A 16,109-nucleotide genomic window follows, 5' to 3' on the forward strand; every position below is an offset into this window, starting at 1 on the left:
GGGTGTTTTACCTTAAGGTTTATATTCAGAATGAGGGTTTTCTCATCGCTTAGGTTAATCAATAATGCAGCGATTTCGGCCTTGTTCCTTCGCTTTGTAAAGGTTGGTGTCTGCTTTTGTAATTGCTTGATTGATAGTTTCAGTGCTGGTAATTTGATGTAATCCAATACTAATAGTCACACTAAAGACTTTATCTTCGTGTTTGTATTGCGTGTCTGCAATTTTACTACGTAACTTTTCAGCCAATTGCATTGCCTGTTCACCATTGGTTTCTGGCAGTAAAAATAAATACTCTTCGCCTCCCCATCTTGCCAGTGAGTCTTGTTTTCGTAAACCAGATTTAAAAATATGCCCTAAGCTTTTTATCACTTCATCGCCTTTATCGTGGCCGTATTTGTCATTAACCACTTTAAAGTGGTCGATATCACACATCATCAAGGTTAAAACATTTTTATAACGCTGACTGCGATCAAACTCATTTTGTAATTTTTCTCGCATTCCTCGGCGGTTTAATAATCCAGATAACGGATCACACATGGCTTGTTTCTCGAATGTTTGACTCATCTCTTTTATGCGCTGAAAAGAGCTTTGTCTTACATATTCATAGAGTGCAAATAAACATGAAACAGTTAGAAACGAAAAGATTAATCTAGACTTAAATTCAAAAGTGTATGAGGTGCCAATCCATGCATCATTTGGATAAAACATCAACGCGCTGATGACTATAAAAAATAACCCAAGGTTGCGTGTGCCCTTACGCATACCCCCAAAAAATAACGCTACCGGCGGTACAATATAAATCCACAGTGGACCTGTGCCATTGACACCTCCGGTAAAGACTAGGTACACCATAAGCAACATAAGTGAAGTGGTCACTAAATTGGCTGATGCTTTGTAAGGATTAGCAAGACGCTTGGAGCGAAGGATTAAATGTGAACTAAAAAAAATGCAGCAAGCTATTAATAATACTGTACCAAGCAACCAGTCTTGTCTTATATATGCACCTACACTCATTAAAAAGGAAACAGCGTAACCAATAAAACTAAATAAATTGGCAACAAAAATTTGCTGGCTTTTTTCTGGATCGTCGGTTTGCACCACGCCAGCATTTAAATGATTTTGAACAAACCTTTTAAAATCCATAAAATCTGTCTAATTATTCGGCAAAGCCGAAATATCCTTTTCAATTTTATTCGCTAAATTTTCAACTAACATTCTCAGTTTTTCAACTGCATGAGAATACCCATCCTGCTTTAATTCCGATTCTAAATAGAAGGAATGACTAGATGTAGTAAGCCCTTTATTTTTACCTACTTTAATGTCATCTACTGACAACCAATAATGGCCAGAACTGACAACAGTTGATGCATCTGTGGCATGAAAATGCTCAAGTTTTATATTAATGATTGTAGTTGCACCTGTCGCGTCAGGGGATGACGAAACGACATAGTTTCGTTTGCCATAGGAATTCAAATCTTGCAGTAAAGCGTTGTAAAAAGAGGATTCTAATTCTTCAGCCCATACATCTTGACGAGAGTAATGTAGTTCGTATTCACCTAACTGCATGACTAAATTCGACTGACGTAGATAGTCGGCAATTTTAAGCGACTGCACAACCACTATAGGTTTTGCAATGTCACTTTTGATATCCACTGTATTCTGTGGAGTATGTAATAAATAGTAGCGCACATTTAAAGGCTCTGAGGTGCAACTGACCAACAATATACATAAACAAAGGGTGAGTAATTTCATTTTAGTTTGTTGCTCCGACTTTGCTGTTTACCTTAGCTTTGGGAATTAACCTTGTGTCATTACCATTAGTGAAAATTAAACTATTTGGTTTACTATTAAGCTGCATTAACAAAGGTTGTAATTCATTTAAGGTAGCTTGCAATGACTTCATGGTGTGATTGAGTTCTTTGTAAGTGTCTGAATCAGCTGAATAATCTTGACTTAAATTGGATATGTTTTCTAAGGTGTTTGATAAGGTACTGCTGATTTTGTCTTCTTGTAGAGTATTCAGCAGGCGCTCCACAGAGCTAGCAGTAGCTTGCAGTGCTTGTGCTGATTGAGATATTTGCGACAACATATTATTGGCATTCTCAGAAATTTCTTTTAATTTAATTTCATTGATGTTGTCCAAGATGGCAGTCACTTTGGACGTTATTTCTGAAAATTCTCCCGTAATGGTCGGTATGACTTCATATCCGTTTTGATGTTGAGCTTCAAAAAGTGGTGCATCTGGGTAATGCTGTAAGTCTACAAACAAGGCTCCAGTCAATAGGTTGCCCGTTTTTAAGGTTGCCCTTAAGCCCTTTTCTATCCAAAGGCTGGTTTGTTTGCGTATAAAAGCTAGGCCTATTTCATTATCTGGTTGTTGTACTCGACCAGGTTGAATACTGATAACTACTGGTATATCAAAACCTTGTTTCAGCATGTCATCTTGGGTGTTTTCGAGTGAATTTATTGACAATACTTTACCGACCACTACACCTCTATATTCAACAGGGGCGCCTATTTGGAGTCCCCGTATGGTGTCCTTTACAAGGATTAGGTACTCAGCGTTTTGCTTAAAACGTTCCTCTGAAGCTGAGGCGTAACTTGGATGAATATCAAAAAAACTACGTCCCTGTATGGGTTCACCTATTGGCATACCTTCAGGAATACCGAATGTCACGCCATTGGTAAGCAGTGTTTCTAAGCTGCCAGTACTGACTTTTACGCCACTGGCACCTAACTCCATTTGTATACCACTGATATCCCAAAACGTGGTGTTTGAGGTAATTAGCTTGTGATAAGGCGCTTCAATAAAGGTGTTGTAATACACGATTCGTTCTTTAAAGTTAAAATGGATGTCTTCAAATTCCCCCACTTTAATGCCTTTATAAATCACCGGGTCGCCTTTTTTATATGCAAATTCACTTTCGCTGTTTAAGGTGACATGCAGACCTGGCGTACCGGCTGGAGTGACTGGCGGCGCCTCTAGGGCAACAAAGTTGTCACTCATTTGTTTTTCGATCCCAGGTGCCATATTGATGTAAGGGCCAGACAATATTGTGCCTAGGCCTGATATGCCATTGAGTGACACATTAGGAGAAACTATCCAGAATTGATTGTCAGAATGCATTATTGGTGCAACCTTTTTATGCATTCTAACTGTAACTATGACCCCACTTAAATCTTCAGAAAGCTCTATGTCTCTGACCAAACCAATGTCCACATCGCGGGTTTTTATTTTAGTTTTCCCAGCTTCTAATCCAGTGGCTGTTTTAAATTGGATAGTGATAAGTTGACCTTGATTACTCCATTGGTAATACACCATCCAAATACCGATAAACAAGGCAACAATAGGTACCAGCCAAATTTTTGAAACGGTTCTAACAGGCTTCACTAAGGCTTCTTCAGGCAGAGAAGGGTGCTGCTGTTCCTGGCTCATATTGGTTTCTCTCTTCCTGTTAATTTTTCTGGCTCATACCATATGAGTCTTGAATCAAACGACATTGCCGCAAGCATGGTGCTAATCACTACGCCACAAAATGCCAGTGCTGCGTGACCTGGTAATATATTCATTACGTTGCCTAATTGTATTAAGCTTACCAATACAGCGACCACAAACACATCTATCATTGACCAGCGACCCACAAATTCGGTGAACCGATACCAAAACATTCTTTCACTAAATGCGTGCTGCTGATTAGTTTGAACTGAATAATTTAACCAACACAAAATAATTATTTTTGCCACTGGGATAAACACACTGGCTATAAAGATAATAATTGCAATAGGGTATGACCCCATTTTCCAGAGAATTATTACACCTCCCAATATTGTACTTGGGTCGTCGTTGCCTAACACACTGGTATGCATTATCGGTAAAATATTGGCTGGAATGTATAACAAAGCTGAGGTGAATAACCAAGCCCATGTTGTTTGAATACTGCGGGTGGGATCAATGGCAATGTACTCATCTTCTATATTGCCAATTAGCAATTGTTGAAGCTGGTATTTGTCTACATACAACAGGGTAATGGTCATAAAAAGAGTAAAAAGTAGGTAAGCGTAAAACGACAAACCTATTCCTATGTCTGCCATGGACATAATTTTAATTAAGCTAACTAACACCCCAATTAAAAATATTTCAGCCATGGTCCAAGGAAGTAACCTAAATAAAGTCTTTAAAAGCCATTGTTGATTTTTTGGATGAAAACCTAAACTCAGAGGTACCAGTAAATATAACAAACTTATCAATACAAAAGCGGGAAGTATTAACACTGCAACCGCTTGTATCAAAGCAATTAGCCCATAATCTTTTTCTACTAAAATCCATAGGCTACCCATAATATCAATGGATTGGGTTTGACCATTGACGCTGAAAGACAGAAATTTAAATGGTAGGGATGCAAACAAAAATATAAGTGAAGTCGTCGCTAACGCAATAATACGCTGCGATGCATTGTTATGGAAAACAGTTAGCTGCAATCCACATCGAGGACACACAGCGGCTTGCTTATGGGACAATGCAGGCAGAGTAACTTTATAGTGACATTCATGGCACAGAATAGTGTGTGGCTTCGACATTATGGACTTGTTTGTTGTTTTAACTTGGTTCACATCGTAGATGTCATAAATATTTACAACTTCATTAAACATCAATTCCACACAAAATTCAGCAATTAGATAACTAATTGATAACTATTTGATAACTATGTTTTTAATGCTTGGCTTCTCGCCTCAATGAATGCGTTGACTGAATGTCTTATATCTTGTTCGGTTGTAGCCCATGAACATAGGCTAATACGTATAACTTTTTTCTCTTGCCAGATTGAACCACCGCACCAACATTCACCAGATTGCTGCAATAACGTTAGGGTTGTTTGAGTTAGCTGCTCGGTTTTACAGCTAATGAGCACTTGATTAAAAGCCACATCATTTAAAACTGTAAAACCATTTTCAGATAATAAAGTGGCAAACAATTGTGCATGGTGATGCAGTTGTTCAACTAACTCGGCTATGCCCGAACGCCCTAGGTACTTCATAGCCGCCCAGAGTTCGATAGCTCTGGCACGTTTTGACATTTCCGGAGTATACAATAAACCATCCCGATGCTCACTGAGTTGAATATAACTGCCTTGTTGATGCAGGGCACTTGTCAGGGCTTCGGCGTCTTTACATAAAACAACGCCACAATCATAGGGTGTGTTCAGTGTTTTGTGGGCATCTACTGACCACGAATCGCCTAACTCCATACCATGTGTTTGACTGGCAAACACCTTAGACGCTTTTGCCCATAATCCGAATGCGCCATCAATATGGACCCAAGCTTGAGCTTTGTTTGCCAAGTGGCATATTTGACTAAAATCATCGAAAGCACCTGAATTTACGTTACCTGCTTGTAACACTAAAATACAACTGGTATCTAAATATGGCAGTTTTTCCACAATCATTCGGCCTTGTTTATCGCAATCTACCCACTCGATAGATGCCTGTCCAAAGCCTAATAAACTGATGGCTTTCGCTACAGTGCCGTGAGTTTGTTTACCTAGTATTAGGCGAATTTTTGGCGCACCAAACAACCCATGTTGATTAACGTCCCAACCTAATTTTTGTAGCTGACGAAACCTTGCTGCAGCAAGTCCCGATAACGTCGCAATTGATGTGCCGCTTACAAAGCCCGCCACAGTAGATTCTGGTAAGTTGAAAAGTTGCTTGAGCCAAGTTTCACAAATACTCTCTAATTTTGAAGAAATGGGAGATATCACATATAAAGCTGCATTTTGATCCCATACGTCTGACAACCATTTTGCGGCTAAAGTAACAGGTAGGGCATTACCATTCACAAATCCAAAATAACGGCCCCCAGTTTGAGCCACTGTATTTATAGAGCCGACAGTGTCGAGTAATTCTAATAGTAAAGCAGGCTCACTGCTTGCCTCGGGTAAAGGCTCTTCAAAGACTGCGAGTTTTTGAAGACTTTGTTGATCTGGGAATACACGCTGTTTAGGTACATTGTCTATGTAGTCAAAGGCTGCCTGTTGTGCTTGTTTTAGAAGTGATTTACTTTTTTGTTGTTTAAACAATGCTTGTTGTAGTTGCTTCATGACATCTCCATAATCTGGTTATCCATTATTATGTTTACGACCTTAAACTAATAGACACAGATTGTTTTTATTCGAGCTATACAGTTTACTCTTTAAAATCAAACTAAGGATGTGGACAATTACCTTTACATTAACAGACGCTGGTTATCGATTAATTCACTTTTCACTGAGCTTAATTTAGGTTATCAACGTTCTTAATAATGCAAAAATGTTTAACAACAGACGGAATAAGAATGAAAAAGACTATTATAAGTGCTGCAATGGCATCAATATTTTTAATGAGTGCGTGTAGTAAGCAGGGAGAGCAACAACAAATCAATGAGACAGTTGCGGAGGTACCAAGAGGTTCCGCTGAATTGGGTAGCTTTGGCGTTGAGCTTGATGCAAGAGATGAATCCATTCAACCGGGTGACGATTTCTTTAAATATGCTGGTGGCACATGGTACGACAACTTTGAGATGCCAAGTGACAAAACCCGGTATGGTGCATTTGATAAATTAGCAGAGCGCAGCGAAACGCAAATTAAAGAACTGATAGAAGACATCAGCAATGGCAAAAACTTAAATCCTGAACAGCAAATGATTGCAGATTTTTACTCCGCTTACATGGACGTCGATGCAGCGAACGCAAAAGACCTCAAACCTATCTCCTCTATACTAGAAAAAATCAGGGGTATAAACAATAAGCGTAGCCTAACAGCAGCATTTGGTAGCGCGTGGCGCGACGGCTCTATTAGCCCTATTGTTGCGAGCATGGGCTTTAACCGTCTGGATCCTAATCAATACCAAATGTCCGTTGGTGTAGGTGGGCTAGGTTTACCCGATCGTTCCTACTATTTAGAAGACACTGATCGTTTTGTGGAAATTCGTAAGGCTTACCTTGCACACATCGAACAAATGTTAGGTTTTGCTAAGATTGCAGACCCAGCCCAAAAGGCTCAACAAATACTCGCACTCGAAACTAAAATTGCTGAGGTACAATGGCCACGTGAGAAAAGGCGTGATAGAGACTTGTCTCTTAATCAGTTACAGCGGGAATATTTAACAGATACCTACAACGGTTTTGATTGGGATACATACTTCGCCCAGACTGAATACCAAGTACCTCACCTTAATGTATCGCAACCTCAACCTGTAAAAGACGTCATTAGAGTAATAAAGGAGCAACCGATAGCGGTGTGGAAAGATTATATGACTTACCATACGATCTCTAATCACGCGTCATTTTTGTCAGATGAAATCTTTGCTGCAAACTTTGATTTTTTTGGTAAAACTTTAAGTGGACAACAAGAACCTCGCCCCCGTTGGAAAAGGGCTATTGCAGCAATGTCTGGAACTCAATCACTAGGTTTCGCTATTGGTAAAACCTATGTTGAGAAACATTTTCCTGCGAGTTCAAAATCACAAATGGCTGATTTAGTTGAAAATCTTCGCAAAGCACTGGGCGAACGTATCGATGGTTTAGACTGGATGGGCCAAGAAACTAAAGTGAACGCTCAAGCAAAACTTGCTTCTTTTGTCCCTAAAATTGGTTACCCAGATGTATGGCAGGATTTTACTGGTTTAGACATTAAAGCCGACGATTTGGTAGGTAATGTTGTACGTATGCGAGAGTTCTTCCGCGCCGATAGTGCCAATAAAGAGTTACAAAAAACCGACCGAAACCGTTGGGGTATGGCACCACAACGAGTGAATGCGTATTATAACAGTTCGTTCAACGAAATTGTTTTTCCCGCCGCAATATTACAACCGCCATTTTTTGATCCCAATGCCGATCCCGCCGTTAACTATGGGGGAATAGGAGCAGTAATAGGCCATGAAATGGGGCATGGTTTTGATGATCAAGGCTCTAAGTCTGATGCTAATGGTATCCAACAAAACTGGTGGACGGATCAAGACCGAGCTGCATTTGAGAGCAAAGCCGACGCTTTGGCAGCACAATATAGTGCTTACGAACCAATCGAAGGAAATTTTGTTAATGGTCGTAATAGCTTAGGTGAGAACATCGGGGACGTAGGAGGGTTAGCTATGGCTTACCATGCTTATCAACTGAGTTTAAATGGCAAGGAAGCCCCAGTCATTGATGGTGTCACCGGTGACCAACGTTTCTTTTTAGCTTGGGCGCAAGTATGGCGTGAAAAACGCACCGAGCAAAGTATGTTATCTCAGTTAAAAGGAGGGACACATGCCCCGGGTCGTTATCGAGCCTTAGCACCTCGTAATCATGATGCCTGGTATAAAGCCTTTAACGTGCAGCCTGAAGATGCACTTTATTTAGCCCCTGAAGATCGTGTGCGCATTTGGTAAACTCAAGTGCAACTAGATGAAAAACGGGCGCCACTGGCGCCCGTTTTTATTTTTAGTGTTTTGATTATGCTTTAGTTGGGTTGACTAAGTACTTTTCACCGGTCTTTTTAGCATTATATTTGAGAACGGTTTGCGGCTGCATAACGTCTTCTAAACTGAGTTCTTCAGTAAAAGTAGAAGCAAAAGTTGTATTAATTTCATCTGCTACTCTTTTGTGTAGCTGCGCCACTTGCTGGGGTTGTAATTTGCCTAAGAAGCGCATTAATAACCATCCACCTATTCCCCATGTCATACCATAAGCACGGTTAAGTACTGTAGGGGCAAAATCTAAACCACCATAGATGTAAACTTGTTTGTTCGCTTCAGAGCCGTAGGTATTAAAACCAACGGCATCTTTACTACCAACCGCTTCCATTGCGGTTAAAATATCGCTCACCAACTCACCACCACCAATAGCGTCAAAGGCAAGGGTTGCACTTGTTTCTTCAATAGCCTTGTATAAATCAACTTTAAACGTTTCGCTAGACGAATCGCAAATATGTTTAGCACCAATAGCGGTTAAAATATCTGTCTGTTGTTGATTTCGCACTATATTCACTAAAGGTACGTTTTCAGCTAGGCATATCTTGTTGAGCATTTGACCTAGCGCTGATGCTGCAGCAGTATGCACCAAGCCAGTATGACCTTCCATTCGCATAGTCTCGACCATGCCCAATGCTGTTAAAGGATTCACAAAAGACGACGCAGCTTGCTTTGCTGTTGTGCCTTCGTTATGCACTATACATGCTTGCATAGGCACACAACAATATTCGCTATACACAGCACCAGATAAAACACCTACAGTTTTACCCATTAACGCCTTTGCGGCAGGATGATCGCCAGTAGCCACTACTGTACCAGCACCTTCATTACCAATGGGTAACACTTGATCTAAGCGCGATTTAATACGTGGCAGCATGCCTTTGTGAACAGGTGCTGTCATGACTTTTTTGGTGGCATCGTAACTGGCTTCAGTTAAATCAGCGGGACCAAACATTGGCCACATATCCGAGGGGTTAATAGGTGCTGCTTCGATTCGCACAATGACCTCGTGGGGTTTGGGCGTTGCTACATCTAATTCCTTTAAGGACACTTCCAGCTGACCATTAGAGGTGATCTGGGTAAAAAGTTGCTTTGATTTGTTCACTGCAATGATTCTCCAATAAAATAAAAATTATCCACAACTATGCACATTGGTGCGGATTGCTAAGTTGTTTACTCAGGTCGATTTAACAAAGTCCTTAGCCTTGTGTTACAAAATTTAGTATGGGTTCAACATTAACCTATACCAAGATGTTGCATCATTTTATTAGTGAACATATCTAGATAATTCATATGTATGTTCATAGTTGTCAACTATCCTTAGAGTGTGATAATTCACTGTTGGCTTAATTGGGGCTGTAGGTAATAATAGACTGTTGATTTTTCTAGGTTTTGTTATGCGATTATACGTTCTGGTATTTACTCTGCTGTTAACCTTTTTTCCTGTTGCTGTATGGGGGCAGGAAATTATACGCAGCTCAGTATCCGAAGAGTTTCTCGATGGTCTACAAGCTAAATATCTTAGAAATATTGCGAAACGTATGAATATGCCCATTGAAATTATTCCTATGCCTTTTGCGAGAAGAATAAAGGAATTTCGTCAAGGTAATTTAGATATCTTGGTTGGCTTGAATCGAGAAGATGACCGTCAAGATGAGGTGCTTTATATCACCCCAAGTTATGAAGCTTTGCGGCATACCTTTTTTATAAAAAAAGAAAATAAACATAAGTTGCAGAGTTTTAATGATTTAAAAAAGTTGAGTATCGGTGTTACTCGGCATGCAAAATATTTTAAGAAATTTAATCAAGAATCCAACCTTATAATGGTGCCTGTATCGAGACTAAGACAAAAAATTGAGTTGTTGATAAAAGACAGAATAAACACTTTTGTGCATTTTGAAGAAAGTGCAATGTCACGCATTTCTGTTATGGAATTGCAAAATGAGATAGTTATAGCCGATTATCAACCAATTGAAGTGGATTATTATTATGTGACTATCAGTCGAAATTCGACGCTTATTCATAAAAAACCTCAATTTGAGGCTGCTGTCAGAGCGGCAATTGCCAATCAGGAGTTTGCCACTATTCGTCGTGAGCACTACGCCGCTTTAGCAGACTCATTATGACTACCCAAAGTAGTATTGATTAAGTTGGCGCCCCCCACATAGTCTAAGCAAAAAGTGCGATGTTTTTCCGTTTCATTTGTATATTCAGATAATCATTCTGGGGCACCATTTCATTTTTTAAGTTGTGTTGTATGTTTTGCGCAACACAACTTAAATCATTTCAAAAAAAATCCCTGCTTGTTTCCTCGCAGGGATTTTATTTTAGCGAGTACCCAAAAAGGTAACGCATAAAAAAGGGTGGGTTACATGGCTACCTAATAACTCGCATTACCTGGTGTTCTTGGGAAGGCAATCACATCTCGGACGTTTTGCATGCCTGTTACATAAGCAACTAAACGCTCAAAACCTAAACCAAAGCCAGAGTGGGGCACAGTGCCGTATTTACGTAAATCGCGGTACCAGCTGTAATCTTCTTGACTAAGGTTCATTTCTGCTAAACGACGGTCGAACACATCAAGACGTTCTTCACGTTGTGAGCCACCAATTATTTCACCAATGCCTGGTGCTAATACATCCATAGCCGCTACGGTTTTACCATCGTCATTAATGCGCATGTAAAACGCTTTAATGTCTTTAGGGTAGTTTTGCATGATGATTGGTGCACCTACATGTTCTTCAGCTAAGTAACGCTCATGCTCAGAGGATAAGTCCACGCCCCAACTCACTGGGAATTCAAACTTTTTACCACAGTTTTGCAAAATTTCGATAGCGTCGGTGTAGTCCATACGCACAAAATCTTGGTTGATGACTTTCTCTAAACGAGAAATCGCATCTTTGTTAATGCGCTGTGCAAAAAAGGCCATATCGTCTGGACGCTCAGCTAATACTGCTTTGAAAACATACTTCAAAAGGTCTTCGGATAGTTGTGCTATGTCGGCTAAATCAGCAAAGGCAACTTCAGGTTCGATCATCCAAAACTCCGCCAAATGGCGACTAGTGTTAGAGTTTTCAGCTCTGAAAGTAGGGCCAAAAGTATAAATTTTTGACATAGCTGTGGCGTATGTTTCACCGTTTAACTGGCCTGAAACAGTTAAAAATGTCTCTTTTCCAAAAAAGTCTTGGCTGTAATCGACTTCGCCTTTTTCAGTTTTGGGGATATTCAGCATATCTAAGGTCGACACCCTGAACATCTCGCCAGCGCCTTCTGTATCACTTGCAGTCAAAATTGGGGTACTTACCCAGCAATATCCTTGTTCATAGAAAAAGCGATGAATGGCTTGAGATAAACAGTTACGTACACGAGTCACTGCGCCGCCCACATTGGTACGAGCACGTAAATGAGCGTGTTCACGCAAGTATTCCATACTGTGGCGTTTTGGCGCCATGGGAAAGGTATCTGGATTTTCTACCCAACCAATAATTTCAACTGTTTCAGCTTCAATTTCTAATGATTGTCCCTGACCTTGGGATTCTTTCAATGAGCCTGTTACCACCAATGAACAACTAGTAGTGAGTTTTTGGATATCGCTATAATTTTCAATGCTACTCAGTGCAATCACTTGTATAGGATCAAAACAACTACCGTCGTGTAAGGCAATAAAAGACAAACCTGCTTTTGAATCGCGGCGAGTTCGTACCCACCCTTTAACTGTAACTTGGTCACCAACTGCATATTTACCGGCAAAAATGTCTGCCACCGGGGCGTGCGCCATCTACTTCTCTCCAATTATTGGGATATTGTTCCCGTCATCATTTAATGTGTAAACTGTTTTTCAAAGCACAAATAAAAGCACAATCTATATAAATGCATTGACTGAATTTTGCTGGAAGCCACGTATGGAGACAAAAAAATACTCTTGAAACTTTGAATACAGCCGAAAACAAACACAAATTGACTGTATTTCTCGATACAGTTTACTTGGCTAATCTCTTAAGGTGTGTAATCTTACTCAGGTAGCGCTTAGACTCAAGAAAAATCGACAATAAAGCTAGTATTATTAAGCATATGAAAAACAAAGACCCTAAATCAGTTCCAAACAGAAGAAAGACGCCTAGGGAAAAAGATAAATTTTTCCAATGTATGGTATTTATCAACGTTTTGGGTTGGTTTGTGTTTATAGGTGCGCTATTAGTATTTCATGATGCCCGACCCGAATTTACCTCTGGGATGCAAGCATTTTGGGGTATAGAAGCGCGTCAGGGCTGGTCTCAAACGCTGACTTTGTATTTGGCTGGGCTGTTGTCGCTGTGTTTACTTCTAAGTGTGACAGTCTTAATTATGAAGCGCCGTCGAAATCGCCGTGATAGTGATCATTTTGGAATTAATGGTTATGTGTTGCTGTTGACCGCAGTGTCTAGCCTTATTATCTTATACTTTGAGTATACTGCGCCCCTATGATTACAAAGATTTTATCATCTTATAGTTACCCAATATTTGCCCTCTGATTTGCACAGCTTGCTGTTTCACTATTTTAAAACCTTTGTTTTCGAAAAACGGCATGGCTGTAATACTAACGTCAGCTGATAGATGGGTAATGCTTCGTTGTTCAGCTAAAGTGTGGATATACGCCATTAAAGCGGTTCCCACTCCAACACCTTGATATTGTGAATGACAGAAAAAATGGTCGATATAGCCATTGTTTTGTAGGTCGCTATAGCCGATTATTTGTTGGGAATTCACACAAACAAAAGACCCTAGTTTAGCGAGCTTATCTCTCCATAAGAGTTGCTCGAAGGAGCGGGGTGCCCATGCGTCTAATTGTTTTTGAGAATAATCCTTAACATTGACATAATGGATTGTTTGATAGAAAAGCTGCCATATTTCATGTTCTTCACCAAAGTGATAAGCTCTTATTTTCATTGATAATTCCACTTAAAGCTAGGACTTGTAATGCCTCACTGTATTATTGAGTATTCTAAAAATCTAGAGCAAAGCTTATCTATTAAAGAGTTAGTAGGGGCTGTGCATAGTTACGTATTTTCGTCGGGGTTGTTTGAAGAGTCTTCGATTAAAACACGGGCGATTGAATATACACACTTTCAAACGGGTTTATCCGATATGCCTTTTATTCACCTTACATTGAAAATTTTATATGGTAGAAATCATCAACAGAAAAAAGACCTCACCACTTTAGTGCTGGATAAACTTAAAAACGATAGTCAGCCTCCTATTTCGATTTCTGTTGAAGTGTCAGATATTGAGAAAGTAAGCTACAAAAAACTGGTTATAGAGTGACCTTGACTTTATGTGGCGCGCAGTTTGTGTTTGAAAATTTTGCCGCTGTCTTCCCGGGGAAGTTTTTTATGTATAGCCAGTTTACGGGGATACTTAAAGCGGGCTAATTTGCCGTCTAAATAGTTGTGTATTTGCTCAAGGGTGATAGTTGTTGCTGGCTTACATTGGACAGCCGCTACAACCATTTCGCCATATTCAGGATCGGGCTTGCCAAAAATAGCACAGTCAATGATGTCGTCCATTTGAATTAGCACAGACTCAATTTCAAGGGGAAATATATTAGCGCCTCCTGAAATAATCATGTCTTTCTGACGATCATTAATAAACAAATAACCTTCGTGATCTAAAAAACCAATGTCACCCACTGAAATGTAATTTTCATAAGTGTAGGCACTGTTTTCGCCATCAAAATTGGTATATTCAAATTCACCGAAGATGGGGAGGTTGACATAAATTAGCCCTGAATGCAGTGGGCCTAATTCTTGTTTTGTTTCATCCAATATTTTTATGGCACCGCCTGGCACTATCTTACCTACAGAGCCAGGTTTGTTTTTGGCCTCTGCAGAAGAAATTAAGGTCATAAAGCCAATTTCACTGGCACCGTAGGATTCATAAAATATTGCGCCAAACCAATCAATCATCGCCAATTTAATATCGGCTGGACAGGCAGAGCCTGTGGATATCGCATATTTTAGTGAACTGATGTCATATTTTTCACGGATACTGTGCGGTAACTTTAATAACCTAATCATCATGGTCGGCACTATATAAATATGGGTTATTTGGTTTTTGTCTATAGTGGCTAAAAATTCTTCAGGATCAAACTTAGTGGCAAGGTACAGGTCAACATCAGATGCCGCTAGGGCACAGATACTCAATGTATTTGGTGCGCTGTGGTAAATTGGTGCGGCCACATAGAATCTGTCGTTTTTGGTCAATTGCATTAAGGATTTTGCTAACCCTTGATACACAGTGTATTTATCGGCGTCGTTATCATCTGCTTTGCGTTTTATACCTTTAGGCCTGCCAGTGCTGCCAGAGGTATAGGCAAACATTCCTCTAAATGGTTTGGGCTGGGAATCGATTGGTTCGGTTGTTTGCAATGACAACCCTATGTCTATGGCCATGTCAGCTGTTTGACTTTGTATGTCCAAATCCAAAAGATAACTTTCAGCCACTTGTGTTGGTGTGGCTATAGTGGCGAACAACAGATCGGGTAACTTTTGCGGGTCAAGTTGATGTATTAAGTCTTTATGAGTTATCAATATTTTTGCTTTGGAATCTTGCACTATGTGTTCAATTTCTGTTGTAACAGAATGCCAGTTTAGTGGCACGAAGTAACAACCTAAGTAGCGACAAGCTTGAATAACCGCTAAGTATTGAACGTCATTACGCATTAATATGGCAACGGTATCGTTTGACCCAATTCCCTGATTTTGTAAGAGACGGGCTAATTTTTTAGCGTTGATTTCAAATTCGTTTCTAAGGGTTAGGTTTCCGTTTAAATACAAATGTCCGTTCATTGTCACCTCAATAGTTGACTACATTGGCCCATAAGTGAGTGATGCTATGAGGTGGTTACACTTATATCCAATGTTTGATTTTCGCTTTTATAATGCAGCATCCAAAATTGCAAAATTTAGCCTAACATATTCATTTCTAAAAATGCCAATTGTGCTTTTAAGCCAATAAATTTGGCTAAGTGTAGTCCTTGCACTAGCCGATTATATAAGTAAGTATAGGTTTAGTTTTCCTTAGGTGACTTGAAAATTGGAGTCGTTATGGATGAAAAATTCAGGCAATTGATAGAGCTAGGTGCCGGGGAGTTTGAACATGTCGATGGTTCACTTATTGCCCACTTAGAAGGCACCAGGTGTTTATTGAAAGAGTGGAACGCAGCTGATGTTTTGCAAGACGCAGGTTTGTACCATGCGGCCTATGGCACCTCTGCTTTTACACCCAAGGTATTTGATCTAACTCAAAGAGACGAAGTCGCAGCTGTTATTGGCAGTGCGGCAGAAAACATCGTTTACCATTATTGTGCCTGCGATAGAGACGCTTTCTTCTCGCAGTTTGGGCAAGTGGATAAACCATTGTTTTATGATCGCATATCCAATAAAAAATCCCTTGTATCGAATACCCTATTACAACAACTCTGTGAACTGACTGCCGCCAACGAAACTGAAATTGCCATAAACAATCCAGACTTTGTTACTCAACATGGGGTGGAGCTGGTGGACTTGTTTAAGCGTATGCAACACTTTTTAAGCCCTTGTTCCCAGCGAAAAATTCAACATGTATTTACCTCCCATATTTAACATAG

At 40.0% G+C, this 16,109-nt stretch carries 14 protein-coding genes; 5 read left to right on the plus strand and 9 right to left on the minus strand.

Annotation, left to right across the window (positions count from 1 at the left end; translation table 11 throughout):
• Nucleotides 1-54: 54 nt before the first annotated feature.
• From AAC000_RS07535 to AAC000_RS07555, 5 genes are read right to left on the minus strand one after another with little or no spacing between them, the layout of a single operon-like run.
• Entirely contained in the window at nt 55-1,143 is a 1,089-nt protein-coding gene (locus AAC000_RS07535) for a diguanylate cyclase (protein WP_339721500.1), read from the minus strand.
• 9 nt (nt 1,144-1,152) lie between these two features.
• Nucleotides 1,153-1,752 carry an ABC-type transport auxiliary lipoprotein family protein gene (locus tag AAC000_RS07540; protein ID WP_339721501.1) on the minus strand — a complete coding sequence of 200 codons (600 nt, stop codon included), beginning with the start codon at nt 1,750-1,752 and terminating at the stop codon, nt 1,153-1,155.
• 1 nt (nt 1,753) lies between these two features.
• Nucleotides 1,754-3,436 (minus strand): intermembrane transport protein PqiB, encoded by a 1,683-nt coding sequence (pqiB, locus tag AAC000_RS07545; RefSeq protein WP_339721503.1) that lies wholly within the window; start codon nt 3,434-3,436, stop codon nt 1,754-1,756.
• Nucleotides 3,433-4,653 carry a paraquat-inducible protein A gene (locus AAC000_RS07550; RefSeq protein WP_339721876.1) on the minus strand — a complete coding sequence of 407 codons (1,221 nt, stop codon included), beginning with the start codon at nt 4,651-4,653 and terminating at the stop codon, nt 3,433-3,435. Before AAC000_RS07550 ends, pqiB begins: the two co-directional genes overlap by 4 nt.
• 50 nt (nt 4,654-4,703) lie before the next feature.
• Entirely contained in the window at nt 4,704-6,098 is a 1,395-nt protein-coding gene (locus AAC000_RS07555) for an aminotransferase class V-fold PLP-dependent enzyme (protein WP_339721504.1), read from the minus strand.
• A gap of 233 nt (nt 6,099-6,331) precedes the next feature.
• Here AAC000_RS07555 and AAC000_RS07560 point away from each other — a divergent pair, with 233 nt between their 5' ends.
• Nucleotides 6,332-8,404 (plus strand): M13 family metallopeptidase, encoded by a 2,073-nt coding sequence (locus tag AAC000_RS07560; RefSeq protein ID WP_339721506.1) that lies wholly within the window; start codon nt 6,332-6,334, stop codon nt 8,402-8,404.
• 64 nt (nt 8,405-8,468) lie between these two features.
• Here the strand turns inward: AAC000_RS07560 and AAC000_RS07565 are convergent, their stop codons facing one another.
• Entirely contained in the window at nt 8,469-9,590 is a 1,122-nt protein-coding gene (locus tag AAC000_RS07565; RefSeq protein ID WP_339721508.1) for a zinc-binding dehydrogenase, read from the minus strand.
• A 292-nt stretch (nt 9,591-9,882) separates the two neighbouring features.
• On the opposite strand from AAC000_RS07565, the gene AAC000_RS07570 reads away from it, so the two are divergent.
• A complete protein-coding gene (locus AAC000_RS07570) occupies nt 9,883-10,611 on the plus strand; it encodes a transporter substrate-binding domain-containing protein (protein WP_339721510.1) in 729 nt (242 codons plus the stop codon).
• 254 nt (nt 10,612-10,865) lie between these two features.
• Here AAC000_RS07570 and asnS read toward each other — a convergent pair whose 3' ends face one another.
• Nucleotides 10,866-12,263 carry an asparagine--tRNA ligase gene (gene asnS, locus AAC000_RS07575; RefSeq protein ID WP_339721512.1) on the minus strand — a complete coding sequence of 466 codons (1,398 nt, stop codon included), beginning with the start codon at nt 12,261-12,263 and terminating at the stop codon, nt 10,866-10,868.
• A gap of 293 nt (nt 12,264-12,556) precedes the next feature.
• Between asnS and AAC000_RS07580 the strand changes: the two genes are divergently transcribed.
• A complete protein-coding gene (locus tag AAC000_RS07580) occupies nt 12,557-12,949 on the plus strand; it encodes a hypothetical protein (protein WP_339721514.1) in 393 nt (130 codons plus the stop codon).
• Here AAC000_RS07580 and AAC000_RS07585 read toward each other — a convergent pair whose 3' ends face one another.
• Nucleotides 12,950-13,411, minus strand: a complete 462-nt coding sequence (locus tag AAC000_RS07585) for a GNAT family N-acetyltransferase (RefSeq protein WP_339721516.1) — start codon at nt 13,409-13,411, stop codon at nt 12,950-12,952.
• Between the two features lie 30 nt (nt 13,412-13,441).
• On the opposite strand from AAC000_RS07585, the gene AAC000_RS07590 reads away from it, so the two are divergent.
• Nucleotides 13,442-13,786, plus strand: a complete 345-nt coding sequence (locus AAC000_RS07590; RefSeq protein ID WP_339721517.1) for a 5-carboxymethyl-2-hydroxymuconate Delta-isomerase — start codon at nt 13,442-13,444, stop codon at nt 13,784-13,786.
• Between the two features lie 8 nt (nt 13,787-13,794).
• Here the strand turns inward: AAC000_RS07590 and AAC000_RS07595 are convergent, their stop codons facing one another.
• A complete protein-coding gene (locus tag AAC000_RS07595; RefSeq protein WP_339721518.1) occupies nt 13,795-15,309 on the minus strand; it encodes an AMP-binding protein in 1,515 nt (504 codons plus the stop codon).
• 258 nt (nt 15,310-15,567) lie between these two features.
• Between AAC000_RS07595 and AAC000_RS07600 the strand changes: the two genes are divergently transcribed.
• Nucleotides 15,568-16,104, plus strand: coding sequence for a DUF6817 domain-containing protein (locus AAC000_RS07600; RefSeq protein ID WP_339721520.1), 537 nt, complete (start codon nt 15,568-15,570; stop codon nt 16,102-16,104).
• The last annotated feature ends 5 nt before the right edge of the window (nt 16,105-16,109 follow it).

It is taken from the genome of uncultured Paraglaciecola sp., from assembly GCF_963977085.1.
GTDB lineage: Bacteria > Pseudomonadota > Gammaproteobacteria > Enterobacterales > Alteromonadaceae > Paraglaciecola.